At 59.9% G+C, this 23,617-nt stretch carries 19 protein-coding genes; 9 read left to right on the top strand and 10 right to left on the bottom strand.

The annotated features are described in order from the left end of the window. The first annotated feature begins 23 nt into the window (after nt 1–23). Together E3Z29_RS06840 and E3Z29_RS06835 are read left to right on the top strand one after the other, a co-directional pair. Nucleotides 24–1,085 carry a calcium/sodium antiporter gene (locus E3Z29_RS06840; RefSeq protein WP_134785439.1) on the top strand — a complete coding sequence of 354 codons (1,062 nt, stop codon included), beginning with the start codon at nt 24–26 and terminating at the stop codon, nt 1,083–1,085. Then, the gene (locus tag E3Z29_RS06835; RefSeq protein ID WP_003221648.1) at nt 1,082–1,462 is read left to right on the top strand and encodes a carboxymuconolactone decarboxylase family protein; all 381 of its coding nucleotides are present in this window, start codon (nt 1,082–1,084) and stop codon (nt 1,460–1,462) included. Before E3Z29_RS06840 ends, E3Z29_RS06835 begins: the two co-directional genes overlap by 4 nt. Nucleotides 1,463–1,597: 135 nt before the next feature. Here the strand turns inward: E3Z29_RS06835 and E3Z29_RS06830 are convergent, their stop codons facing one another. From E3Z29_RS06830 to kdgD, 5 genes are all read right to left on the bottom strand, one after another. Continuing rightward, complete coding sequence (locus tag E3Z29_RS06830; RefSeq protein WP_134785438.1) at nt 1,598–2,539, bottom strand: AEC family transporter; 942 nt, start codon at nt 2,537–2,539, stop codon at nt 1,598–1,600. 389 nt (nt 2,540–2,928) lie between these two features. Further along, the gene (garD, locus tag E3Z29_RS06825; RefSeq protein ID WP_098967200.1) at nt 2,929–4,482 is read right to left on the bottom strand and encodes a galactarate dehydratase; all 1,554 of its coding nucleotides are present in this window, start codon (nt 4,480–4,482) and stop codon (nt 2,929–2,931) included. An 11-nt stretch (nt 4,483–4,493) separates the two neighbouring features. Beyond that, nucleotides 4,494–5,858, bottom strand: coding sequence for an MFS transporter (locus tag E3Z29_RS06820; RefSeq protein WP_027610828.1), 1,365 nt, complete (start codon nt 5,856–5,858; stop codon nt 4,494–4,496). A 149-nt stretch (nt 5,859–6,007) separates the two neighbouring features. After that, nucleotides 6,008–7,453: an aldehyde dehydrogenase family protein gene (locus E3Z29_RS06815; protein ID WP_134785437.1), complete on the bottom strand. Its 1,446-nt coding sequence runs from the start codon at nt 7,451–7,453 to the stop codon at nt 6,008–6,010. A 60-nt stretch (nt 7,454–7,513) separates the two neighbouring features. Continuing rightward, a complete protein-coding gene (gene kdgD, locus E3Z29_RS06810) occupies nt 7,514–8,425 on the bottom strand; it encodes a 5-dehydro-4-deoxyglucarate dehydratase (RefSeq protein ID WP_007981458.1) in 912 nt (303 codons plus the stop codon). 237 nt (nt 8,426–8,662) lie between these two features. Between kdgD and E3Z29_RS06805 the strand changes: the two genes are divergently transcribed. Together E3Z29_RS06805 and E3Z29_RS06800 are read left to right on the top strand one after the other, a co-directional pair. Then, the gene (locus E3Z29_RS06805; protein WP_134785436.1) at nt 8,663–9,982 is read left to right on the top strand and encodes a phospholipase; all 1,320 of its coding nucleotides are present in this window, start codon (nt 8,663–8,665) and stop codon (nt 9,980–9,982) included. Continuing rightward, nucleotides 9,979–10,167 carry a hypothetical protein gene (locus tag E3Z29_RS06800; RefSeq protein ID WP_134785435.1) on the top strand — a complete coding sequence of 63 codons (189 nt, stop codon included), beginning with the start codon at nt 9,979–9,981 and terminating at the stop codon, nt 10,165–10,167. The genes E3Z29_RS06805 and E3Z29_RS06800 overlap by 4 nt, the downstream gene beginning before the upstream one ends. Before the next feature lie 145 nt (nt 10,168–10,312). Here the strand turns inward: E3Z29_RS06800 and E3Z29_RS06795 are convergent, their stop codons facing one another. Together E3Z29_RS06795 and E3Z29_RS06785 are read right to left on the bottom strand one after the other, a co-directional pair. Continuing rightward, nucleotides 10,313–11,062, bottom strand: a complete 750-nt coding sequence (locus E3Z29_RS06795) for a FadR/GntR family transcriptional regulator (RefSeq protein ID WP_177416188.1) — start codon at nt 11,060–11,062, stop codon at nt 10,313–10,315. 191 nt (nt 11,063–11,253) lie between these two features. Then, complete coding sequence (locus E3Z29_RS06785) at nt 11,254–12,981, bottom strand: ABC transporter ATP-binding protein/permease (protein ID WP_134785434.1); 1,728 nt, start codon at nt 12,979–12,981, stop codon at nt 11,254–11,256. Nucleotides 12,982–13,251: 270 nt separating this feature from the next. Here E3Z29_RS06785 and E3Z29_RS06780 point away from each other — a divergent pair, with 270 nt between their 5' ends. Next, a complete protein-coding gene (locus E3Z29_RS06780; protein WP_134785433.1) occupies nt 13,252–13,578 on the top strand; it encodes a hypothetical protein in 327 nt (108 codons plus the stop codon). A 71-nt stretch (nt 13,579–13,649) separates the two neighbouring features. On the opposite strand, the gene E3Z29_RS06775 is transcribed toward E3Z29_RS06780, so the two are convergent. Together E3Z29_RS06775 and E3Z29_RS06770 are read right to left on the bottom strand one after the other, a co-directional pair. Continuing rightward, on the bottom strand, nt 13,650–14,210 hold the full coding sequence (locus E3Z29_RS06775; RefSeq protein ID WP_003221630.1) for a response regulator transcription factor: 561 nt from the start codon (nt 14,208–14,210) through the stop codon (nt 13,650–13,652). Next, on the bottom strand, nt 14,203–15,465 hold the full coding sequence (locus E3Z29_RS06770; protein ID WP_027610820.1) for an ATP-binding protein: 1,263 nt from the start codon (nt 15,463–15,465) through the stop codon (nt 14,203–14,205). Before E3Z29_RS06770 ends, E3Z29_RS06775 begins: the two co-directional genes overlap by 8 nt. Before the next feature lie 412 nt (nt 15,466–15,877). Between E3Z29_RS06770 and E3Z29_RS06765 the strand changes: the two genes are divergently transcribed. Beyond that, on the top strand, nt 15,878–16,597 hold the full coding sequence (locus E3Z29_RS06765) for an SIMPL domain-containing protein (RefSeq protein ID WP_134785432.1): 720 nt from the start codon (nt 15,878–15,880) through the stop codon (nt 16,595–16,597). A gap of 170 nt (nt 16,598–16,767) precedes the next feature. Here the strand turns inward: E3Z29_RS06765 and E3Z29_RS06760 are convergent, their stop codons facing one another. Continuing rightward, nucleotides 16,768–17,127, bottom strand: a complete 360-nt coding sequence (locus tag E3Z29_RS06760; protein ID WP_134785431.1) for a DUF6124 family protein — start codon at nt 17,125–17,127, stop codon at nt 16,768–16,770. Between the two features lie 967 nt (nt 17,128–18,094). Between E3Z29_RS06760 and E3Z29_RS06755 the strand changes: the two genes are divergently transcribed. The 3 genes from E3Z29_RS06755 (at nt 18,095) to E3Z29_RS06745 (ending at nt 23,485) form a co-directional block, all read left to right on the top strand. Continuing rightward, the gene (locus tag E3Z29_RS06755; RefSeq protein ID WP_134785430.1) at nt 18,095–19,696 is read left to right on the top strand and encodes an ABC transporter substrate-binding protein; all 1,602 of its coding nucleotides are present in this window, start codon (nt 18,095–18,097) and stop codon (nt 19,694–19,696) included. Between the two features lie 260 nt (nt 19,697–19,956). Further along, nucleotides 19,957–21,582: an ABC transporter substrate-binding protein gene (locus E3Z29_RS06750; protein ID WP_027610816.1), complete on the top strand. Its 1,626-nt coding sequence runs from the start codon at nt 19,957–19,959 to the stop codon at nt 21,580–21,582. 304 nt (nt 21,583–21,886) lie between these two features. Next, nucleotides 21,887–23,485, top strand: a complete 1,599-nt coding sequence (locus tag E3Z29_RS06745; RefSeq protein ID WP_134785429.1) for an ABC transporter substrate-binding protein — start codon at nt 21,887–21,889, stop codon at nt 23,483–23,485. Nucleotides 23,486–23,617: the final 132 nt, after the last annotated feature.

The raw sequence follows: 23,617 nt of genomic DNA, 5'->3' as shown, positions 1-23,617 counted from the left end.
TAGCCGACCTACCACTGATCAAGGTGATCGAGCTGCTTAGCGGCCTGATCCTGCTGATCCTCGGCGCCGAACTGATGGTGCGCGCCGCGGTGCGTCTCGCCGCGCGCCTGCATGTGCGACCGCTGATCATCGGCCTGACCATCGTCGCCCTCGGCAGCAGCGCCCCGCAGATGGCGGTCAGCCTGCAAGCGACCCTGACGCACAACCCCGACATCGCCGTCGGCAGCGTGATCGGCAGCAGCATCTTCAACATCCTCGTGACCCTCGGCCTGTCGGCGCTGATCATTCCGCTGCGGGTGTCGCGGCAACTGGTGCGCCTGGATATTCCACTGATGATCGGCGCCAGCCTGCTGGTGTTCGTCCTCGCCTGGAACGAACAGATCGGCCGCTTAGACGGCGTGCTGTTGCTCGCGGCATTGGCGTTGTACCTGGGCTTGCTGCTGCGCCAGTCGCGGCACTCGGCGCGCCCGCATTCGGAATTGCCGCAAACCCCGAAGGCGCCGTGGTTCAGCAGTCTGCTGATGATCGCTGTCGGGCTGGCGCTGCTGGTGTTCGCCGGGCATTTGCTGCTCGGCGCAGCGGTGGCGGTGGCGACCGATCTGGGCTTCTCCGAACGGGTGATCGGTCTGACGGTGGTCGCGGTCGGCACCTCGCTGCCGGAACTCGCCACCTCGCTGATCGCGGCATTGCGCGGGCAACGCGATATCGCCGTGGGCAACGTGATTGGCGCCAACCTGTTCAACCTGCTCGGGGTGCTCGGGGTCACTGCGTTGATTGCGCCGACACCGTTGTCGGTCTCGCCCAACGCGCTGGATTTCGACTTGCCGGTGATGCTCGGCGTCGCCGCGCTGTGCCTGCCGGTGTTCTATTCCGGCTACCGTGTGACCCGCGCCGAGGGTCTGCTGTTGCTCGGTTTGTACGCGGCTTACGGACTGCACGTGGTGTCGTTCACCACCGGCATGCCGCTGGCCGGCAAACTGGAAAAACTGATGCTGTTCTACGTGCTGCCGACGCTGCTGGCGTTTCTGTTGTTCACGTCAGTACGCGCCTGGCGCCGCCAACACCACAAGAGGGATGTGCCATGACCGATTCGCAGAAAACCGGGGTTGAAATCCGCCGTCAGGTAATGGGCGATGCGTTCGTTGATCGCGCCTTGGGCAACGCCACCGAGTTCACTCAGCCGTTGCAGGATTTCGTCAATGAACACGCCTGGGGCGGCGTGTGGAATCGCGAAGGTCTGCCGCTGAAAACCCGCAGCCTGATTACCCTTGCAGCGCTGACCGCATTGAAGTGCCCGCAGGAACTGAAAGGCCACGTGCGCGGTGCGCTGAACAATGGCTGCACGGTCGAGGAGATTCGCGAGGCGCTGCTGCATTGCGCGGTGTACGCCGGGGTGCCGGCGGCGATTGATGCGTTTCGCGCGGCGCAGGAAGTGATCGACAGTTACCAGAAACCTGAGTGAAAGGACTGACGCCTTCGCGAGCAAGCCCGCTCCCACAGGGTTCTTTGGTGTTGTTGAAATCTGATTAACAACACAAAAACCTGTGGGAGCGGGCTTGCTCGCGAAGAGGCCCGCAGGAGCAACCCGAGTCTCAGGCTAGATCCACCCACCCCACTGCAACAGAAAGATCCCGATATTGGTGGTCACCGCCGCCATCAGCGTGGTCAGCACAATGATCGCCGCTGCCAGCTCATGATTGCCCTGCGCCGCCCGGGCCATGACGAAACTGGCCGCCGCCGTCGGGCTGCCGAAGTACAGAAACAGAATCCCCAGCTCTGCGCCACGAAAGCCCCACAACCACGCCCCCAGCGTCGCCAGCACCGGCAGGCCGATCATCTTCACCAGACTCGAACTCAGCGCCATGCTGCCGCTCTTGCGCAGCGCCGCCAGTGACAGCGTGCCACCAATGCAGATCAGCGCCAGCGGCAAAGTGGTTTGCGCCAGATACTGGCCGGAGGTTTCCAGCCAGCCCGGCAGGCTGATCTGGAAATACGCGAACGGCGCGGCGGCAATCACGCTGATGATCAGCGGGTTGCTGAACACGCTTTTGCAGATGCTCCACGGATCGGACTTGATCACCGGGCTGTACACCGCGAGCACGATGGTCGACAGCGTGTTGTAAAACAGGATCACCAGCGCCGCGAGAATCGCCCCGAGGGAAATCCCGTAGTCGCCGTACATGCTCGCCGCCAGCGCCAGACCGATCACCCCGTTGTTGCCGCGAAACGCACCCTGGGTGTAGATACCGCGATCTTCACGCGGGCACTTGATGATCGCCCAGCCCCAGGCCAGGGCAAAACTCACCAGCGTCGCGATCGCAAAATAGATCAGCAGCGCCGGTTGCAGTGCGGCGTGCAGATCCGCATGCAGAATCCCGAGAAACAGCAGCGCCGGCATGCTGACGTTGAACACCAGCGCCGAGGCGGTGTGGATGAAGTTGTCGTTGATCCAGTCGATGCGCTTGAGCAACACCCCGAGGAACAGCATGGCGAACACCGGCGCGGTGATGTTCAAGGTTTCGAGGAAGATTGCCAGCATGCCGGGGGAGCCTTTGGGTGAGCGTCGTCAGGGCTTAATGATAAGCCAAAAGCTTGAAAAGCCCCTCACCCTAACCCTCTCCCGGAGGGAGAGGGGACTGACTGAGGTGTGGTGCGTCATACATCGACCTGCAATACCGAGTCGACTATGGATTCGGCAAAGCATTTTCAGGTCGGCGTATTATTAAAATTCCCGGATCGGCCCCTCTCCCCCTCCGGGAGAGGGGGCTGACTGAGGTGTGGTGCGTCATACATCGACCCGAGAGACCGAGTCGATTATGGATTCGGTAGATCCCTTTCAGGTCGGTGTATTACTAGAATATTCCCGGATCGGCCCCCTCTCCCTCCGGGAGAGGGTTGGGGTGAGGGTAGCTTTTGCCTCACAAACCATCAGGTAATCGGCGCCGGATTGAACAGGGTGATGTCGTTATGCAGCTTGTGCTTCTCCGCCCACGTCTGCTGCTTGCCGCTCGCCACATCCAGGTAGTAGTGGAACAACTCCCAGCCCAATTCCTCGATGGTCGCGCGCCCGGTGGCAATCCGACCGGCATCGATGTCAATCAGGTCCGGCCAGCGCTGCGCCAATTCCGTACGCGTCGAGACCTTGACCACCGGCGCCATCGCCAAACCATACGGCGTACCCCGCCCAGTGGTGAACACATGCAGGTTCATCCCCGCTGCCAACTGCAAGGTGCCGCAGACAAAATCACTCGCCGGCGTGGCGCAGAAAATCAAACCCTTCTGCTTGAAACGCTCGCCCGGGCCGAGCACGCCATTGATCGCGCTGCTACCGGATTTGACGATCGAACCTAGCGACTTCTCGACAATGTTCGACAACCCACCCTTCTTGTTGCCCGGTGTAGTGTTGGCACTGCGATCCGCTTCGCCCTTGGCCAGATAGCGGTCGTACCAGTCCATCTCACGCACCAGTTCCTGCGCCACGGTTTTGGTTTCGGCACGGGAAGTCAGCAGATAAATCGCATCGCGCACTTCGGTGACTTCGGAAAACATCACCGTCGCCCCTGCGCGCAGCAGCAAGTCCGAGGCATAACCCAGCGCCGGGTTGGCGGTGATGCCGGAGAACGCATCGCTGCCGCCGCACTGCATGCCGAGGATCAGCTCGGAGGCCGGCACGGTTTCGCGGCGGCGCTGGTCGAGCTTCTTCAAACGGACTTCGGCCAGCGCCATGATCTGCTCGATCATCTCGGTGAAACCGTGACTGGAATCCTGCAGGCGATACAGCCATGCCTCGCTGAGATCGACCGAGGCATCGTCCTCGTGCATCACCTGCCCGGCCTGCAATTTCTCGCAGCCCAGACTGATCACCAGCGCTTCACCACCCAGGTTCGGGTTGCGCGCCAGGTTGCGCACGGTGCGGATCGGTATATAGGCGTCAGTGGCGGTGATCGCCACGCCGCAGCCGTAACTGTGGGTCAGCGCCACCACGTCATCGACATGCGGATATTTCGGCAGCAACTCGTCCTTGATGCGTTTCACCGCGTGATCGAGCACGCCGGTCACGCACTGCACCGTGGTGGTGATCCCGAGAATATTGCGCGTGCCGACGGTGCCGTCGGCGTTGCGATAACCCTCGAACGTGAAGCCTTCCAGCGGGGCCTGCGCGGCAGGCACCTCGGTGGACAGCGGCAGGCTGTCCAGCGGCGGCGCGGTCGGCATGCGCAGTTGATCTTCCTTGACCCAGCTGCCACGCGGGATCGGCTGCAACGCGTAGCCGATGGTCTGGCCGTAGCGAATCACCTGGCCGCCCTCGGGAATGTCCTCGAGGGTGACCTTGTGGCTCTGCGGCACAAAATCCACGGTCACCAGACCGTCCGGGAACTCGGTGCCGGCCGGTACGCCCTGGTCGTTGACCACAATCACTACGTTGTCCCGCTCGTGCAGGCGGATGTAGCGCGGCGAGTCGGAATGTTCAATCAACTGCATGACGCCGCTCCTCAGGAATGCGCTTGAGACAATTTGCCGGTGATTTCAGAACCACCGTTGGTTGGCGGCTCTTTGAGCACCACACGTTTGATCGGGCCGACGATCACCAGGTAGCTGAACACCGCGACCAGTGCGTTGGCACCGACGAACACCAGCGCCCACTTGAACGAACCGGTGGAGCTGATGATGTAGCCAATCACGATCGGCGTGGTAATCGAGGCGATGTTGCCAAAGGTGTTGAACAGGCCACCGCTCAGACCGGCGATCTGTTTTGGCGAAGTGTCGGACACCACTGCCCAGCCCAACGCGCCCACGCCTTTGCCGAAGAATGCCAAGGCCATGAAGCCGACCACCATCCATTCAACATCAACATAGTTGCAGGCGACGATGCTGCTGGATACCAGCAGACCGGCGATGATCGGTGCCTTGCGGGCGAAGGTCAGCGAATGCCCTTTGCGCAGCAAGTAATCGGAAATCACCCCGCCAAGCACGCCACCGATGAAACCGCAGATCGCCGGCAGCGAGGCAATGAAACCGGCTTTGAGAATAGTCATGCCGCGCTCCTGCACCAGGTACACCGGGAACCAGGTCAGGAAGAAATAGGTGATGCCGTTGATGCAGTACTGACCCAGATATACACCGAGCATCATGCGGTTGGTCAGCAACTGACGGATGTAATCCCACTTCGGACCGTCGGATTTTTTGCCTTGCTTGACGTCCATGTCGACCATGCCGCCGTTGTCGGCGATGAACTGCACTTCGGCTTCGTTGGCCAGCGGATGTTGACGCGGGCTGTGGATAACCTTGAGCCAGACCAGCGAGAAGATGATACCGAGGATGCCCATGACGATGAACACGTGCTCCCAGCCGAAGCGATACACGATCCAGCCCATCAGCGGTGCGAACAGCACGGTGGCGAAGTATTGCGCCGAGTTGAAGATCGCCGAGGCGGTACCGCGTTCCGCAGTCGGGAACCAGGCCGCGACAATGCGCGCGTTGCCGGGAAAGGATGGCGCCTCGGCCAGGCCCACCAGAAAGCGCAGCATGAACAGCGCAACGATCGCCGTGGACATGCCGAATTCACCGACAAAGCCTTGCAGCACGGTGAACAGCGACCAGGTGAAAATGCTCAGGGCATAGACTTTTTTCGAGCCGAAGCGATCGAGCAGCCAGCCACCGGGAATCTGCCCGGCAACATAGGCCCAACCGAAAGCGGAGAAGATGTAGCCGAGGGTGACCGCGTCGATGCCGAGGTCTTTTTGCAGGCTGGAACCGGCGATGGCGATGGTCGCGCGGTCGGCGTAGTTGATCGTGGTCACCAGAAACAGCATGAGCAGGATCAAATAGCGGACGTGAGTCGGCTTGGACGATTGCATGTAGATGTACTCCCACTGATTATTTTTATGCGCGGGTGAATCTGTTGTGCTGCATGTATTCCCTGTAGGAGTTGCCGAAGGCTGCGATCTTTTGATCTTCAAAAGCAAAGATCGCAGCCTTCGGCAGCTCCTACAGGGGTATTGCTGTATCAGGAGCCGATGTAGGCGGTTTTCACCACGGTGTAGAACTCTTGCGCATAGCGGCCTTGCTCACGTGAGCCATAGGATGAACCCTTACGGCCACCGAACGGAACGTGGTAATCGACACCGGCGGTCGGCAGGTTGACCATTACCATCCCGGCCTGCGAATGACGCTTGAAGTGGTTGGCGTACTTCAGCGACGTGGTGGCGATACCAGCCGACAGACCGAACTCGGTGTCGTTGGCCATCGCCAGCGCCGCCTCGTAATCGGCCACGCGAACGACGTTGGCCACCGGGCCGAAGATCTCTTCACGGCTGATGCGCATCGACGCCTCGCTGTCGGCAAACAGCGTTGGCGCGAGGAAGTAGCCTTCGGTGTCGCAGGTCACCAGACCACCGCCGCTGACCAGACGTGCACCTTCGGACTGGCCGATGTCGATGTACTTCATGTCCTGTTCAAGCTGCGCCTGGGAAACCACCGGACCGATGTCGGTGCCGGATTTCAGCGCGTGGCCGACCTTGATCGACTGCATGCGCTCGGCCATGGCCTCGACGAATTTGTCGTGAATCCCGGCGGTGACGATCAGGCGGCTCGACGCCGTGCAACGCTGGCCGGTGGAATAGAACGCGCTCTGCACCGAGAGCTCGACCGCTTGTTTGAGGTCGGCGTCGTCGAGAATGATCTGCGGGTTCTTGCCGCCCATTTCCAGCTGCACCTTGGCCTGGCGCGACACGCAATTAACAGCGATCTGCCGACCCACGCCCACCGAACCGGTAAAGCTGATGCCATCGACTTTCGGGCTGTTGACCAGCGCTTCGCCGACCACTCGACCGCTGCCCATCACCAGGTTGAACACGCCGGCCGGGAAGCCTGCACGGGAGATAATTTCCGCCAGCGCCCAGGCACAACCCGGCACCAGATCCGCAGGTTTCAGCACCACGCAGTTGCCGTAGGCCAATGCCGGAGCAATCTTCCATGCCGGGATGGCAATCGGGAAGTTCCACGGGGTGATCAGACCGACCACGCCGAGGGCTTCGCGGGTCACTTCAACGTTGACGCCCGGGCGCACCGACGGCACGTAATCGCCGGACAGACGCAGGCATTCACCGGCGAAAAACTTGAAAATATTGCCGGCGCGGGTCACTTCGCCGATGGCTTCGGGCAGGGTCTTGCCCTCTTCCCGGGCCAGCAGGGTGCCGAGTTCTTCGCGACGGGCGAGGATTTCCGTGCCGACTTTATCCAGCGCATCGTGACGGGCCTGAATGCCCGAAGTCGACCACGCCGGGAACGCGGTGCGGGCCGCATCGATAGCGGCGTTAACCTGAGTCAGGTCAGCCTTGGCGTAATCGCCGATGGTGTCGCTCAACTCGGACGGGTTGATGTTGGCCGAGTAGTCGGCACCGGCGACCCATTCACCGTTGATGTAGTTGTCGTAACGCTTGGAATCAGCCACAGAAAATTCTCCTCTCTACGCAAAAGCCGCTGATTGCTCAGCGGCCTTGTGGGTCGGTGTTTATTGCGCGCCTTGCTTGTCGATCAGCGCAGCGAGCATTTCGTACTCTTCGCCGGTCAGGTCGGTCAGCGGTGCGCGCACCGGGCCTGCGTCATAGCCGGCGATCTTGGCGCCTGCCTTGACGATGCTCACGGCATAACCGGCTTTGCGGTTGCGGATGTCGAGGTACGGCAGGAAGAAGTCGTCGATGATCTTGCCGACGGTGGCGTGATCTTCGCGAGCAATCGCGTGGTAGAAATCCATCGCGGTTTTCGGGATGAAGTTGAACACCGCCGACGAGTAAACAGGCACGCCCAGCGCCTTGTAGGCGGCGGCATAGACTTCAGCGGTCGGCAGGCCGCCGAGGTAGCTGAAGCGATCACCGAGGCGGCGACGGATCGACACCATCAGCTCGATATCGCCCAGACCGTCCTTGTAGCCGATCAGGTTCGGGCAACGCTCGGCCAGACGTTCCAGCAGTGGCGCGGTCAGGCGGCAGACGTTGCGGTTGTAGACCACCACGCCGATGTTCACCGATTTGCACACCGCTTCAACGTGGGCGGCAACGCCGTCCTGGCTGGCTTCGGTCAGGTAATGCGGCAGCAGCAACAGACCTTTGGCGCCCAGACGCTCGGCTTCCTGGGCGTACTCGATGGCTTGACGGGTCGAGCCGCCGACACCGGCCAGAATCGGCACGCTGGTGGCGCAGGTATCGACCGCGGTCTTGATGATTTCCGAGTATTCGCTGGCTGCCAGGGAGAAGAACTCACCGGTGCCGCCGGCGGCGAACAGTGCCGACGCGCCGTACGGGGCCAGCCATTCCAGACGTTTGATGTAGCCAGCGCGGTTGAAATCGCCCTGGGCATTGAAATCGGTGACCGGGAACGACAGCAGACCGGCGGAGAGGATGGACTTCAGTTCTTGTGGATTCATTTTTCGAACACCCTGGGTAGCAACATTTTTTGTGAGTTTTATGGTTCAGCCAGCGCTGAAGTTGTAGGTCATCGTACAACTTAAAAGACAACCGTCAACTGCATTTCATCGTCGCCTCACACTTTTTGTCGGACAAGATTCGTTCTTGACGTAGGAAAAATCTGGGCTAGGCTCGATTTTGCTGTATATCCATACAGCTAAAAATAAACCCACCGACGACATATCAAGGAGAAAGAAATGTCCGGACTGCATGCAAAACCACAGGAACGACCCAAGCCGGTCATCGCCCGATTCGAAGATCTTTTCACTGTAAACGGCATCCACTTCAGCACCGACAATCCGCATCTGCTGCTGCACATCGCCGACGCCCACAGCGATGTCGAACCGGCCACCGCCCTCCCCGGCAACGCTTTGAAAATTCGACCGCCACTGCGCTTCGAAGGCGCTGAACACACGGCCATCGGCGATAACACCCTGCTGCGCTTCAGCGCAAACGCCGAACCGATTCGCGCGCAAAACCTGCCCTTGCACTTGCCCAACGGTCTCGCGCTGACCTACGGCCAGGTGGTGGCGCTGGCTGGAGATTTCTACGGCGTGGTCGATCGACCGATCAACGAAGGCGCGACCCCGGCTGATCGCCTGAACCGTTTCAATGCCGCCTTCGACTCTCTCGCCGTGCTGCCGGCCTCCCGCGCCGAGGCCACGCAGATTCTCGCGGTCATGCAAAAAGAGATCGACGCGGTTAAACAAGCGATCAAGGACGGCAAAGCACCGCACGAAGCCTACGATGCGCTCGGAGATACGTTGTCCGAAGAGTGGAACAAGATCACCGGTGGCGGCAGTTTTGTCTCCGCGCTGTTCCCGCTCGGACGTTATCTGAAACTGGCGGCGAACAACGCCGACCACTTCGGCGAATGGGCCAGACTGGCCTACATCGCCGGCCACACCGCCGCCCTGCAAACCGCCGTCGCGGCCCGCGCCACTCACGATGAGCAGCAACTGAAACGGGCCTATGCAATGAACGCATTTGCCGACCACTTCCTCACTGACCTGTTCTCTGCCGGCCATCTGCGGGTGCCGCGCAAAGAGATGGCGGCGGTGGTCACGCCGAGCGATCTCGGCTCGCTGGTGACCCGTTTCATGCACGACGAGGACAGCAAATTCGGCCTCAAAGTGCGCAACGCCCATGGCGATCAATGGCGCGCCTACGGCGACAAACGCTACTTCGAGGCCAGCGATGCGGACAACCGCACCCAGGTCAACCTGGCGGTGCAGGCCTCGGCGGATGAAGTCTTCGCAGCTTACCTCAGCGGCAACGTGCCCGCCCCTTCGACGTTTGCCGCGCTGCAACGGCTGCCGGATCTGACGGCGGTGCTGAATCTTTCCGGCAACTTCTCGCCGCTGTTCCGCGTCGAGGGCGGCAAGGTGCTGCGGCGCAAAGACGTGAACAACCTCAACGACACCGCCACCATCGATGACTGGTGGGGCTGGAGCACCTACCTGCTGCTCAAGGACTACCACCCGAGCGGCAACGTCAATCAAGGAGAATGGGCATGACGATCAGATTGAAACTGGAACTGGCGTCGGGACAGTCGCTGCAAGGTGCACCGCTGGAGTTGCTGGCAGATGGCAAGCCGATTGCGCGGGGTATTGTGGATCAATCAGGCGAGGTGGCGTTTGCTGCCAAGCCGGGGCAAGCGCAACTGGCAGTGAGGGTGGATCGCTCGATATTGCCGCGCTGAATTCACGGGCCCCTTCGCGAGCAAGCCCGCTCCCACAATGGATCTCGGCTGAACTCAAAGTCCGGGCTTGCCGAAAATCCAGGGTGGGAGCGGGCTTGCTCGCGAAAGCGGTAGATCAATCAACACATGAATCAAACCTGCAAACTCATCCGCGCTGCGCCTGCGCCTCTTCATGAGCCTGGCGCAGTCTTTCGCGGCTGTTGGTCAAGTGCAGACGCATGGCCGCCCGCGCCGCATCGGAATCCTGGCGGGCAATTGCGTCATAAATCTCTTCGTGCTCACGGCTCAGACGATTCATGTAGTGCTGCTGATCATCATGGGCCAGGCGCGCCGAATTCAGCCGCGTACGCGGAATGATGCTGGTACCCAGGTGGGTCATGATGTCTGTGAAGTAGCGGTTGCCGGTGGACAGGGCGATTTCCAGGTGGAAGGCGAAGTCCGAGGCCACCGCATCGCTGGCGTGGGCCACGCTGTCGTTCAGCGCATCGAGGGCGGCGCGCATGGTCGCCAGTTGTTCGGAGCTGCGGCGTTGCGCGGCGAGGCCGGCGGACTCCACTTCCAGGCTGATGCGCAATTCGAGAATCGCCAGCACGTCACGCAGGGTGACGACCGTGGCCGGGTCGATGCGGAAACCGCTGGGGCTCGGCGTGTCGAGCACAAAGGTGCCGATGCCGTGGCGGGTTTCCACCTGGCCGGCGGCCTGCAAACGGGAGATCGCCTCGCGCACCACGGTGCGGCTGACGCCGTGCTCCTGCATGATCGCCGACTCGGTGGGCAATTTGTCGCCGCGCTTGAGCAGACCGTCGCGGATCTGCTCGGTCAGCACCGTCACCAGCTCCTGAGCCAGGCTGCGGCGCTTGCGTGGGAGGCGTGGAGTGTCGATCGGGTTTTCCATGGTCAACGTCTGGTCTCGAAAATTCGGCTTGGTGGGCATCATAGCGCAGGCGGGTTGTACGATCACATCCCGCCTCACATTACCCCATGTGGGAGCGGGCTTGCTCGCGAAGGCGGTGTGTCAGGCAACCGATTTGTCGACTGAAGAGACGCCTTCGCGAGCAAGCCCGCTCCCACAGGGGGTTGTGGTGATCAAGCGGTCACGGCCTGCTCCACCAGATGCCCGCTGTCGATCCGCACATGTCTAGGGTGGAAACGCTTCAGGCTGCTGCGGTGGCCGACGCTGACGATGCTCAGGCCCGGCAACTGATCGATCAGCGCCTGATACAACGTTGCCTCATCCTCTTCATCCATCGCCGACGTCGCTTCGTCCATGTACAGCCATTGCGGTGCGTAAAGCATGGCACGGGCGAAAGCCAGGCGTTGCTGCTCACCCGGCGACAGCATGCGCTGCCAGTGATTGGCTTCGTCCAGACGCGCAACCAGATGCGGCAGTCGGCAAGTTTCCAGCACCTCGGCGTAGCGCTCCGGCGCATAGGTATCGCCCGGCTGTGGATAACTCAAGGCCTCGCGCAAGGTGCCGATCGGCAGGTACGGTTTCTGCGGCAGGAACAGGTAACGCGCCGCCGGCAGCCGGATGTTGCCGTGGCCCGCCGGCCACAGATGCCCCATCGCCCGCAGCAACGTCGACTTGCCGCTGCCGGATCGGCCGCTGAGCATCACCCGCTCACCCGGCTCGACTGTCATGTCGGCGCTGGTCAGCAGATGACGACCATCAGCCAAGTCCAGACCGAGGTTGTGCACTTGCAATTCACTGCCCTGATTCTGCACGTCGATGGCCGGCGTACGCTGTTCGTTATCGGTCATGGCCTGACGGAAACTCAGCAGACGATCACAGGTGGCGCGCCACGAGGCCAGCTCTTGATAGGCGCTGATGAACCAGCTGAAACTCTCCTGGACGTTGCCGAATGCCGAGCTGATTTGCATCAGTTCACCCAGCTCGATCTTGCCGGCGAAGTAACGCGGCGCCGCAACGATAAACGGAAAGATCACGGCTGCTTGGCTGTAGCCGGCGGTAAAGAAGGTCAGTCGTTTGGACACTTTCATGATGTCCCAGAAGTTGTGCCAGACCAGACCGAAACGGCTGCTCAGCCGGCGGTTCTCGTTCGGCTCGCCGTTGTACAACGCGATGCTCTCGGCATTCTCACGAATTCGAACCATGGAGAAACGCAGGTCAGCCTCGAAACGCTGTTGTCTGTTGTTCAGGCCGATCAAGCGCCGACCGATCAAATGCGTCAGCCAACTACCCACCCCTGCGTAAATCAGCACACACCAGAACATGTAACCGGGAATCGTAACCCCGAACACTTCGATGCTGCCCGATACACCCCAGAGGATGATCGAAAAAGACACCAGACTGACGACATTGCTCAGCAAGCCAATACCCAGGCTTAAGGTGGTGGCGGTGAACTTGTTGAGGTCTTCTGAAATCCGCTGGTCCGGGTTATCGGTGTAACCGCCCTGCTCCAGCTGGTAGTAATTCTTGTCGGCAAGCCAACGGGAGAAATGCTTTTCGGTGAGCCAGGCCCGCCAGCGAATCGTCAGCATCTGGGTCAGATACAGCCGGTACACGGCACCGACAATCGCCACGGCCGCAATGCCGCAAAAATACAGAATCAAGCGCCAGAACGCCGCTTCATCCTTCTTTTGCAGGGCGTTGTAGAAGTCCTTGTACCAGGTGTTGAACCACACCGAGATGCCCACGCTCAGCAGCGAGAGCGCGATCACCGCAATCAGCAGCGTCCAGGCCTTGCCCTTCTCTTCACTGCGCCAGTAGGGCGTGATGATCGCCCACACCTTGCGAAAAAACTGCCCGCGCACAGCATCGTTGACCGCGGAATATTCAGCGTTCTGATTCATGGAAAAGGCTCGATAAAGAAAAGAACAGACACGCACCGATCATAGTTGATCGGTTCGTTTTATCGCCAGAGTGGGACTGGCTCATTCAGGGATTGTTCAGATTGATGGGGGTTTCAGTATCGCAGCGAGCGCACGTACCGTTCATCGGGACTGTCAGAGTTGACAGTAGAGGGGGGCTATTCAGGCTGATCAACTGGGCTGGCCTCCTGCAAGGAATTCGCTGTGAATCAGGAGAGCAGATTACCCCTCTGACAACGAAAGGAATTGGTCATGAACAAAGAAGAAAACCCGCTTAATGCTCCAACCAGCGATTCGATCAGGAATGGCAAACTGTCTATCAGCAAGCTCGGGGATTCGGGAACTACATTCACATTCGGGTCCAAAAACTCCGAGGTTCATATCGATGCTGCCTGGATCGGTTATGCCTCCGGAAAGAAATCCGAACAGAAAGGCGGTAAAAACAACGAGCTTATTCTCCCGGTATCAAAAGCTACCTTGGAAAGCTGGTTGGGGCTGGATCTCTACGCGCAATGCAAAGCGACACTGGGTGAAAAACAATACTCATCGCCAAAAACATTCTTCACGGTTGTAGATTGAACCCAAGGCGCTGCCCGAATGCAGGGTAGCGCCTGTTTCATTCAATCCAGCTCATTCGGCCAGAAAACCTCTCAACGACGAACCGGGCGCTTCTGCAGCTTGCGCTGCAGGGTGCGGCGGTGCATGCCCAGGGCGCGGGCAGTGGCGGAAATGTTGCCTTCGTGTTCGGTCAGCACACGCTGGATGTGCTCCCATTGCAGACGGTCAACCGACATCGGGTTTTCCGGCACCAGACTGTCGAGGTCGGCGTGCTCGGAGAGCAGCGCGGCCAGTACGTCGTCGGCGTCGGCCGGTTTGCACAGGTAGTTGCAGGCGCCGCGCTTGATCGCTTCGACCGCGGTGGCAATGCTCGAATAACCGGTGAGGATCACCACGCGCATTTCCGGGTCCAGCTCCAGCAGCTTGGGCAGCAGCACCAGGCCGGAGTCGCCGTCCATTTTCAAGTCCAGCGCGGCGTAGTCCGGCAGGTCGGCCTGGGCGATGGTCAGGCCTTCTTCGGCGGAACCTGCGGTGCTGACGCGAAAGCCACGACGAGCCATGGCACGGGCCATTACTCGGGTGAACGTTGCGTCGTCGTCGACCAGCAGCAAATGCGGCAGTTCTTCGCCTTCGACTTGGATTTCGTCACTCATGTTGGTCTCCTCGGGCGCCGTGGGGCAGGCGCAGCTCGGTGAGCGTGCCGCCTTCCTCATGACTATAGAGTTTCACTGAGCCGCCGGCGCGTGTCACGCTGGCCTTGCTCAAAAACAGGCCCAGGCCGAAACCTTTGCCCTTGGTGGTAAAAAACGGTTTGCCGATCTGCTCGGCGATGGCCAGCGGCACACCGGCGCCGTGGTCACGAATGCTGATGGTCACGGTTTCCGCGTCCCAGTCCAGCGTCACCTGAAGATTTTCCGGGCAGGCGTCGGCGGCATTGTTCAGCAGGTTGAGCAGCGCCTGGGTCAGATCCGGCGGCGGTGCCATGCGCGGCACGGTGCCCTGGCCGAGACGCTGGAAGCGATAACTGGCTTCCGGACGCATCAGGTGCCAGCGGTTCAGCGCTTCGTCGAGCCATTGGGTGACATCCTGCATTTCCACGGCCATACGGCGGTTGGCTTCGGCGGCGCGCACCAGTTGCTGCAGGGTTTCTTTACACAGTTTGACCTGATCCTGCAGCACCTTCAGATCATCCTGCAACATCGCGTCGGGGTGGTCCTGCTGCATCTCCTTGAGCAACACGCTCATGGTCGCCAGCGGTGTGCCGAGTTCATGCGCGGCGCCAGCCGCCTGAGTGGCGACGGCGAGCAATTGCTGATCGCGCAAGCCTTCTTCGCGGCGAATCGCACGCAATTCTTCCTGACGACGCAGCTCTTCAGCCATGCGCGCAGCGAAAAACGTGATGACCGCAGCCGCCAGCGCGAAGCTCAGCCACATGCCGTAGATCTGCAGGTTCTCGCGGGCCACCGGCAGAGTTTCCAACGGGTAGAAACGCGTGAGCATCACGGTGTACAGCGCCAGCGCGATACCCGACAGAATCACCGAATAACGCCACGGCAGCGTCACCGCCGCGATGGTCAGCGGCACCAGATAGTAGGAAACGAACGGGTTGGTCGAACCGCCGGAGAAATACAGCAACGCACTGTGGATCACCAGATCGCAGGCCAGTTGCAGGGCGTATTCGAGTTCAGTCACCGGCCATGAAGTACGCAGGCGCACGGCGGTGAACACGCACAGCAGAATCGAGCAGCCGAGGGTCATCGCCAGTTGCACCCACGGCAACGGCAGCAGTTGCAGCCAGTAGGCCAGGCCGACGGAACCGGCCTGCGCGGCGAGCACCAGGGTGCGAATGAAGGTCAGCCGCCAGAGGTTCTGGCGAGTGGCGGAAGTCAGTTGTACGGGGGCGAGCATGAGCTCTCCTGATGAGCGCTCCAGGCGGATCGCACGGAGTATAACCAAGCCGCGCCTTTGAGAGGCGAAAGTGCGGCAAATGACCACATGGCGTTGGCGGTAAATTGGGCTACTCCCGCGACTGTTCGAGATCAATGTGGTGAGGGGATTTATCCCCGATGGGTGGCGAAGCCGCCCCAAAACCTGCAATCCGCTTTTCACAGGCAGACCGCATCCGCTGAATTGCGACTGCTTCGCAGCCGATCGGGGCGGTGCGACGTTTCGCTAAATCCCCTCGCCACAAAAACACTCCCTGGCTAATCCGGCGCATCTGTATAGAAGTTGTAACTGGGCGAACCAGGCCGCAGAAGCTAGAGTCTGATGGTTTCACGCAGGGACGAACCAACACCTGCGCATTATTCAAGGAGCCTTCATGCACACCTTTCGCCGCAGCGCCGCCCTTCTCGCCCTGACCGTCGGCAGCATCGCCAGCCTTCCGGCGCTGGCCGCCGATGAGCTGCACTACAACCAGATCTCCCTGCGCGCCGAAGTCAGCCAGGAAGTGGCCCGCGACCTGATGATCGTGACGCTCTACACCGAAGCGCAAAACACCGACCCGGCCAAACTCGCCGCCGACGTCAGCACCACCATGAACAAGGCACTGGCCCAGGCCAAGCAAGTCAAAGACATCACCCTGCGCCAGGGCAGCCGCAACAGCTACCCGATCTACGACACCAAGGGCCAGAAAATCACCGGTTGGCGTGAACGCGCCGAACTGCGCCTGGAAAGCGCCGACTTCGCCGCCCTGTCCAAACTCACCGGCGAACTGCTGACCGACCTGAAAATGGGCGGCATGGACTTCGCCATCGCCGAGCCGACCCGCAAGGCCAGCGAGGACAAGTTGCTGAAAGAAGCCGTCATCGCCTTCAAGGCCCGCGCGCAACTGGCCACCGATGCACTGGGCGGCAAGGGCTACAAAATCGTCAACCTGAACCTCAACAGCAATGGCTTCCCGCAACCGTACATGCGCGCCCCGATGATGATGAAAGCCGCCGGCATGGCGGATTCGGCACCGGTCACGCCAGAAGTTGAAGCCGGCACCAGCCAGGTCAGCCTGACCGCCGATGGCTCGATTGAAGTGCTGATGCAGTGAATTGATATGGGCTGAATGAAAAACCGGCGATCAGTGAATGATCGCCGGTTTTTTTGTGCCTGGATTTTGTGGTGAATGTTCCGCCGCCATCGCGAGCAGGCTCACTCCTACAATTTGGAATGCGTTCCCCTGTAGGAGTGAGCCTGCTCGCGATGAACGATAACGCGGTCTCAAGCCTGCGGATCAACCCGGTCCAGCGCCCGATTCACCGCCAGCTCAGCGAGCATGATGATCTGCTGAATCGCCAGCGCCGTATTGAGCTGCGGACGACTGAGCTGATCGGCGAAATCGCTGGCCATGGTGTTGGCAGAGGCGAGGGATTCACAGGCATGCGCCAGCAGACTTTCCGTGTCGATGCCCGGATGGACGAGGAACATCGAACTCGGGGGGCGCGGTTTTGTAGCTTCGGGGCTGAGGTAGAAATCGAGGGCGCGTTTGATCGCTTCGCGGTTTTTTGCGAGGTCTTCGGCGTGGAGGGCTTCGGTGAGTGGGGTTGTTTCTGGGGGTGGATCGGGGACAGGCTTGGACATTGATAGCGTTCCTAATCAAAAGCCATTCACTCGCCGTTTCTCACGCGGCGGAGTGGTGGCAGCAATGTGCGGGGTGAGAAACCGGTAGGAACAAGCCCGGCCGGACCGAAGCCCGCCCGCACACAGCCGCCATAGAACATTGCAGCAGCAGAAATGCCGGCGGCAATTATGGTGGTACTGATTGTGGATTAACAGTTCCTGCGGGTTCTCACACCCGATCGCTGAGTTTTCAGCGACAGCCCAAGGCTAGAGAGCTGGCGTCCGAGGGACAACCTGAAAACCTTGTGGGAAGGTTCTGGTTATTTGACACAGATTTAAACAGCCAAAAGCCAACCCTCACCCTAGCCCTCTCCCGGAGGGAGAGGGGACTGACCGAGGTGTTTGGGGGAGCTACGCCGACATGAAATACCGAGTCGAACTCCAATTTTGAAAAGCCCAAAAATCGGCCCCCTCTCCCTCGGGAGAGGGCTGGGCGGGCGGCGTTCCGATGAGGGGCAAATCCACCACAAAACCAAAGCCGCCCCCCCGCTTTCACCACTCAACAGGATGAGCGTTAGCTCGGCTGCGGCTTTTGATCTGTAAGGCGACGTCGGAAGGCTGAGTGGAGGGATTGATCCGGGGGCGGGAGCGCAGCGACCGTTTGGCGCAGCCAAACACAGCGAGAGGAGGTGCAGCGAAGCAAACCGTAGGCGCTGCCCCCGGATCGATCCCGCAGCGAAGGCACCCCGAGCCCCAGCGAGCGGGCCGAACGCAGGAGCAAGCCTTTTTGGTTACTTTTTCGGCGTCTGGAAAAAGTGACCCGCCGTAAGGGCGGAACCCCAAGCCGCCGTTACCGCAGCAACGGATATGCACCCAAAAGCCCCAGATATACCGAGATAGACACCCCAACAAGAAAAACGATATTTCCGAACACACCCAAATCCCCGCTAACCTGAAAAAACAACCACCTCAAAATCCCGGGGACTCCATGGAAAGATTCACCCTAAAACCACTACTAATCACCCTCGCACTCACCGCCATAGCCCCAATCGCCAATGCCACCACCACCCTGGTCTACTGCTCCGAAGCCAGCCCCGCCGGCTTCGACCCCAGCCAATACACCAGCGGCACCGACTTCGACGCCTCCGCCGAAACCGTCTTCAACCGCCTCACCCAATTCCAGCGCGGCGGCACCGACATCGAACCCGGCCTGGCGACAAAATGGGACGTCTCCAGCGACGGCCTGCAATACACCTTCCACCTACGGCAAGGCGTGAAATTCCACACAACGGAATATTTCACCCCGACCCGCGACTTCAACGCCGACGACGTACTGTTCACCTTCCAGCGCCTGCTCGACCCCGACAACGCCTTTCGCAAGGCCTACCCCGCCGAGTCCCCGTACTTCACCGACATGGGCCTGAACACCACGATCAAATCGGTAGAAAAAATCGACGATCAGACCGTGCGCTTCAACTTGAACAACGTCGACGCCGCGTTCGTGCAAAACCTCGCCATGAGCTTCGCCTCGGTGCAATCGGCCGAATACGCCGCGCAACTGCTAAAGGAAGGCAAAGCCGCCGACCTCAACCAGAAACCGGTGGGCACCGGCCCGTTCGTATTCAAGCGCTACCAGAAAGATTCGCAGATCCGCTACGCCGCCAACCCGGCCTACTGGAAACCCGAAGACGTGAAGATCGACAACCTGATCTTCTCGATCACCCCCGACGCCGCCGTACGCCTGCAGAAACTCAAGGCCGGCGAATGCCAGGTCAGCGGCTACCCGCGCCCGGCCGACATCGAAGTCATGGAGAAAGACCCGAACCTGCGCGTGCTCAAGCAGCCCGGTTTCAACCTCGGCTTCCTCGCCTACAACACCACTCACCCGCCATTGGACCAGCTCAAGGTCCGTCAGGCACTGGACATGGCCATCGACAAACCGGCAATCATCAAAGCCGTTTACCAGAGTGCCGGCCAACTGGCGCAGAACGCCTTGCCGCCGGCGCAATGGTCGTATGACCCGAACATCAAGGACGCGCCGTACGACCCGGTTAAGGCCAAGGCGCTACTCAAGGAAGCCGGGGTTGCGCCGGGTACCACCATCAACCTGTGGGCGATGACGGTGCAGCGCGCCTCAAACCCGAATGCACGCATGTCGGCGCAGATGATCCAGCAGGATTGGGAGAAAATCGGCATCAAGGCCAACATCGTCAGCTACGAATGGGGCGAGTACATCAAGCGTGCGAAAAATGGCGAACACGACGCGATGATCTATGGTTGGACAGGTGACAACGGCGACCCGGACAACTGGCTCGGCGTGCTCTACAGCTGCGCGGCAGTCAAGGGCAGCAACTACGCCAAGTGGTGCGACCCGGCCTACGACAAACTGGTGCAGCAGGCCAAGGTGACCACCGACAAGGCGCAACGGGTAAAACTGTATCAACAGGCGCAACTGATCCTTAAACAGCAGGTGCCGATCACCCCGATCGCCAACTCCACGGTGTTCCAGCCGCTGCGCAAGGAAGTGACCGACTTCAAGATCAGTCCGTTTGGCCTTACGCCCTTCTACGGCGTGGGTATAAATAAGTAACACCGAGCCCCAATGCGGCGCGCACAACGTGACCAGCGCACCGTTTTGGGGCTTCGTTTGCACCGTAAAATCCACCCGCAAACGGTCAAATGCGTCAAAAGTTATACAGATGCGACATTAAGGTACGTACGTGCCACCGTTTAACGCTCGCTCACACTCTGGATCTTGCATTGGGTATGGCCCCTGCATAAGTATCCGCAGGCACGACTCACGAGGTCGTACCTCAATATTAAAAAATGACAACAAATCATGAGGCCAACATGCTTAAACACGCGGTCATTCCGTTTTTAGTCGGCGCAGGCTTGTTAGCCTCCGCACCTTTCGCATCCGCTGCGACTAACCTGGTGTTCTGCTCCGAAGGGAGCCCGGCCGGTTTTGATCCAGGCCAGTACACCACCGGAACCGACTTCGACGCCTCAGCCGAAACCATGTTCAACCGCCTGAGCCAGTTCGAGCGTGGCGGCACCGCCGTTATCCCGGGCCTGGCCACCAGCTGGGACATTTCCCCGGACGGCCTGACTTACACCTTCCACTTGCGTGAAGGCGTCAAGTTCCACACCACCCCGTATTTCAAGCCGACTCGTGAGTTCAACGCCGACGACGTGCTGTTCACCTTCAATCGCATGATTAACAAGGATGACCCGTTCCGTAAGGCGTACCCGACCGAATTCCCGTACTTCACCGACATGGGGATGGACACCAACATCACCAAGATCGATAAAGTCGACGACCACACCGTTAAATTCACTCTGAAAGAAGTCGACGCCGCGTTCATCCAGAACATGGCCATGAGCTTCGCCTCGATCCAGTCCGCCGAGTACGCAGCCCAGCTGCTCAAGGAAGGCAAGGCTGCCGACATCAACCAGAAGCCGATCGGCACTGGCCCGTTCGTGTTCAAGAGCTACCAGAAAGACTCGAACATCCGCTACACCGGCAACAAGGATTACTGGAAACCTGAGGACGTGAAGATCGACAACCTGATCTTCGCCATCACCACCGACCCGTCGGTGCGTATCCAGAAGCTGAAAAAGAACGAGTGCCAGGTCACCCTGTTCCCGCGTCCGGCGGATCTCGCGGCGCTGAAGGCCGACAAGACCCTGAAGATGCCTGACCAGGCCGGTTTCAACCTGGGCTACATCGCCTACAACGTGATGGACAAGGTCAAGGGCAGCAACGAGGCTAACCCGCTGGCTGACCTGCGCGTACGTCAGGCGCTGGACATGGCGGTGAACAAGCCGCAGATCATCGATTCGGTTTACCAGGGCGCCGGCCAGCTGGCCGTCAACGCCATGCCACCGACCCAGTGGTCCTACGACACCACCATCAAGGACGCCAAGTACGATCCTGAAAAAGCCAAGCAACTGCTCAAGGAAGCTGGCGTCAAGGAAGGTACCGAGATCGTTCTGTGGGCGATGCCGGTTCAGCGTCCGTACAACCCCAACGCCAAGCTGATGGCTGAAATGCTCCAGTCCGACTGGAAGAAGATCGGCCTGAACGTGAAGATCACCAGCTACGAGTGGGGCGAGTACATCAAGCGTTCCAAAGGTGGCGAGAACCAGGCCATGATCATTGGCTGGAGCGGTGACAATGGTGACCCGGACAACTGGCTGAACGTGCTGTTCGGCTGCGACTCGCTCAGCGGCAACAACTTCTCCAAGTGGTGCGACAAGAAGTTCGACGGCCTCGTCAAGGAAGCCAAACGCACTACCGACCAGGCCAAGCGCACCGAACTGTACAAACAGGCGCAACACGTCCTCAAAGATGCAGTCCCAATGACACCTATCGCTCACTCGACGGTGTATCAACCCATGCGCGCCAACGTGCAGGACTTCAAGATCAGCCCATTCGGCTTGAACTCCTTCTACGGCGTCAGCGTCAGCAATTAAAAACAGACAGCGGCGACGTTTCAGGCGGCGCCGCTGTTTTTTTTCTGCCGACTAGCCAGGAATTTGCCTACAGCCATTTCCACCCTGCTCTAACAGGGTGGTACATGATGTGTTGCCTTTTCCTACGAGTCTTTAGGACTCAGCGCATTTACTGCCAGACCCACGGCCCCTACCGTCGGGTTCTGACCAGTTTCTGCGTGGGCCACCGGCTTGCTGTACGTACTGGATTGAGCTCAATGCCACCTCAGCGTCCCTGGACGGGACCGCGGTGCATTGAACAACACTACAAAAAAGAGGGAGCGTCATGCGCCATACCTTGGTTTTTTCCGCACTGCTGGGCGCCGGCCTGTTGGCCGCCACGTCCGCCAGTTACGCCGCCAGCAACAGCCTGGTGTTCTGCTCCGAAGGCAGCCCGGCGGGTTTTGATACCGCGCAATACACGACGGCCACCGATAACGATGCCGCCGAGCCGCTGTACAACCGCCTGGTCGAGTTTGAAAAAGGCGCGACCAACGTCGTACCGGGACTGGCAACCAAGTGGGATATTTCCGAGGATGGTCTCAAGTACACCTTTCACCTGCGTGAAGGTGTGAAATTTCATACAACGCCGTACTTCAAACCGACGCGCGATTTCAACGCCGACGACGTGCTGTTCACGTTTAACCGCATGCTCGATCCGCAACAGCCATTCCGTAAGGCTTATCCGACCGAATTCCCGTATTTCAACGGGATGAGCCTGAACAAGAACATTGCCAAGGTCGAAAAGACCGGGCCGCTGACCGTGGAATTCACGCTCAACAGCGTCGACGCCGCGTTCATCCAGAACATCGCCATGAGCTTCGCTGCCATCCTGTCCGCCGAATACGCCGACAAGCTGCTGGCCGAAGGCAAGCCGAGCGACATCAACCAGAAGCCGGTCGGCACCGGGCCGTTCGTGTTCAAGAGCTATCAGAAAGACTCGAATATCCGTTACACCGGTAACGAGCACTACTGGGATCCGAGCCGGGTCAAGCTGAAGAACCTGATCTTCGCGATCAACACCGACGCTTCGGTGCGCGTGCAGAAGCTCAAGGCCGGCGAATGCCAGATCACTCTGCACCCGCGCCCTGCCGATGTTGAAGCGCTGAAGACCGACCCGAAACTGCAGCTGATCTCCAAGCCGGGCTTCAACCTCGGCTACATCGCCTACAACGTGCGCCACAAGCCCTTCGACCAGCTCGAAGTACGTCAGGCGCTGGACATGGCGGTGAATAAACAGGGGATTCTCAACGCTGTTTATCAAGGCGCCGGGCAACTGGCGGTCAACGCCATGCCACCGACCCAGTGGTCCTACGACGACAGCATCAAGGACGCCGCCTACAACCCGGAAAAAGCCCGCGAGCTGCTCAAGGCTGCCGGCGTCAAGGAAGGCACCGAGATCACCCTGTGGGCGATGCCGGTACAGCGCCCATACAACCCGAATGCCAAATTGATGGCCGAAATGCTCCAGGCTGACTGGGCCAAGATCGGTCTGAAAGTGAAGATCGTCAGCTACGAATGGGGCGAGTACATCAAGCGCACCAAGAATGGTGAGCACGACATCAGCCTGATCGGCTGGACCGGCGACAACGGTGACCCGGACAACTGGCTGGGCACCCTGTACAGCTGCGACGCGATTGGCGGCAACAACTACTCCATGTGGTGCGACCCGGCTTACGACAAGCTGATCAAAGAGGCCAAGGTCGTCACCGACCGCGACCAGCGCACCGTGCTCTACAAACAGGCGCAGCAGTTGCTCAAGCAGCAAGTGCCGATCACGCCTGTCGCCCACTCGACGGTCAACCAGCCGTTAAGCGCCCGGGTTGAAGGCTTCAAGGTCAGCCCCTTCGGTCGCAATGTGTTCTCGGGCGTCAGTATCGATTAACCCAACCGATTAGCCGCAACGCTGAGGGGGCTGTCTATCCCCCTCACGCAAGCGCTTTGCCGAAATTCGCCAATCAGGCCTTTTGCAAACGTTTGCGATGTGTGAATGAGTTCTAAACCAATAACCGGCCAA

It is taken from the genome of Pseudomonas sp. S150 (assembly GCF_004526365.1).
In the GTDB taxonomy this organism is placed as follows: domain Bacteria; phylum Pseudomonadota; class Gammaproteobacteria; order Pseudomonadales; family Pseudomonadaceae; genus Aquipseudomonas; species Aquipseudomonas putida_A.
This window is presented reverse-complemented; position numbering and strand designations above follow the sequence as displayed.

What these genes read in the sequence shown, in the direction of transcription:
- garD (WP_098967200.1), bottom strand. Translation starts at nt 4,482, where the DNA reads ATGCAGTTGATTGAACATTCCGACTCGCCGCGCTACATCCGCCTGCAC.
- E3Z29_RS06760 (WP_134785431.1), bottom strand. Translation starts at nt 17,127, where the DNA reads ATGTCCAAGCCTGTCCCCGATCCACCCCCAGAAACAACCCCACTCACC.
- E3Z29_RS06745 (WP_134785429.1), top strand. Translation starts at nt 21,887, where the DNA reads ATGCGCCATACCTTGGTTTTTTCCGCACTGCTGGGCGCCGGCCTGTTG.
- E3Z29_RS06800 (WP_134785435.1), top strand. Translation starts at nt 9,979, where the DNA reads ATGACGATCAGATTGAAACTGGAACTGGCGTCGGGACAGTCGCTGCAA.
- E3Z29_RS06795 (WP_177416188.1), bottom strand. Translation starts at nt 11,062, where the DNA reads ATGGAAAACCCGATCGACACTCCACGCCTCCCACGCAAGCGCCGCAGC.
- E3Z29_RS06830 (WP_134785438.1), bottom strand. Translation starts at nt 2,539, where the DNA reads ATGCTGGCAATCTTCCTCGAAACCTTGAACATCACCGCGCCGGTGTTC.
- E3Z29_RS06755 (WP_134785430.1), top strand. Translation starts at nt 18,095, where the DNA reads ATGGAAAGATTCACCCTAAAACCACTACTAATCACCCTCGCACTCACC.
- E3Z29_RS06775 (WP_003221630.1), bottom strand. Translation starts at nt 14,210, where the DNA reads ATGAGTGACGAAATCCAAGTCGAAGGCGAAGAACTGCCGCATTTGCTG.
- E3Z29_RS06785 (WP_134785434.1), bottom strand. Translation starts at nt 12,981, where the DNA reads ATGAATCAGAACGCTGAATATTCCGCGGTCAACGATGCTGTGCGCGGG.
- kdgD (WP_007981458.1), bottom strand. Translation starts at nt 8,425, where the DNA reads ATGAATCCACAAGAACTGAAGTCCATCCTCTCCGCCGGTCTGCTGTCG.
- E3Z29_RS06765 (WP_134785432.1), top strand. Translation starts at nt 15,878, where the DNA reads ATGCACACCTTTCGCCGCAGCGCCGCCCTTCTCGCCCTGACCGTCGGC.
- E3Z29_RS06805 (WP_134785436.1), top strand. Translation starts at nt 8,663, where the DNA reads ATGTCCGGACTGCATGCAAAACCACAGGAACGACCCAAGCCGGTCATC.
- E3Z29_RS06820 (WP_027610828.1), bottom strand. Translation starts at nt 5,858, where the DNA reads ATGCAATCGTCCAAGCCGACTCACGTCCGCTATTTGATCCTGCTCATG.
- E3Z29_RS06835 (WP_003221648.1), top strand. Translation starts at nt 1,082, where the DNA reads ATGACCGATTCGCAGAAAACCGGGGTTGAAATCCGCCGTCAGGTAATG.
- E3Z29_RS06750 (WP_027610816.1), top strand. Translation starts at nt 19,957, where the DNA reads ATGCTTAAACACGCGGTCATTCCGTTTTTAGTCGGCGCAGGCTTGTTA.
- E3Z29_RS06770 (WP_027610820.1), bottom strand. Translation starts at nt 15,465, where the DNA reads ATGCTCGCCCCCGTACAACTGACTTCCGCCACTCGCCAGAACCTCTGG.
- E3Z29_RS06780 (WP_134785433.1), top strand. Translation starts at nt 13,252, where the DNA reads ATGAACAAAGAAGAAAACCCGCTTAATGCTCCAACCAGCGATTCGATC.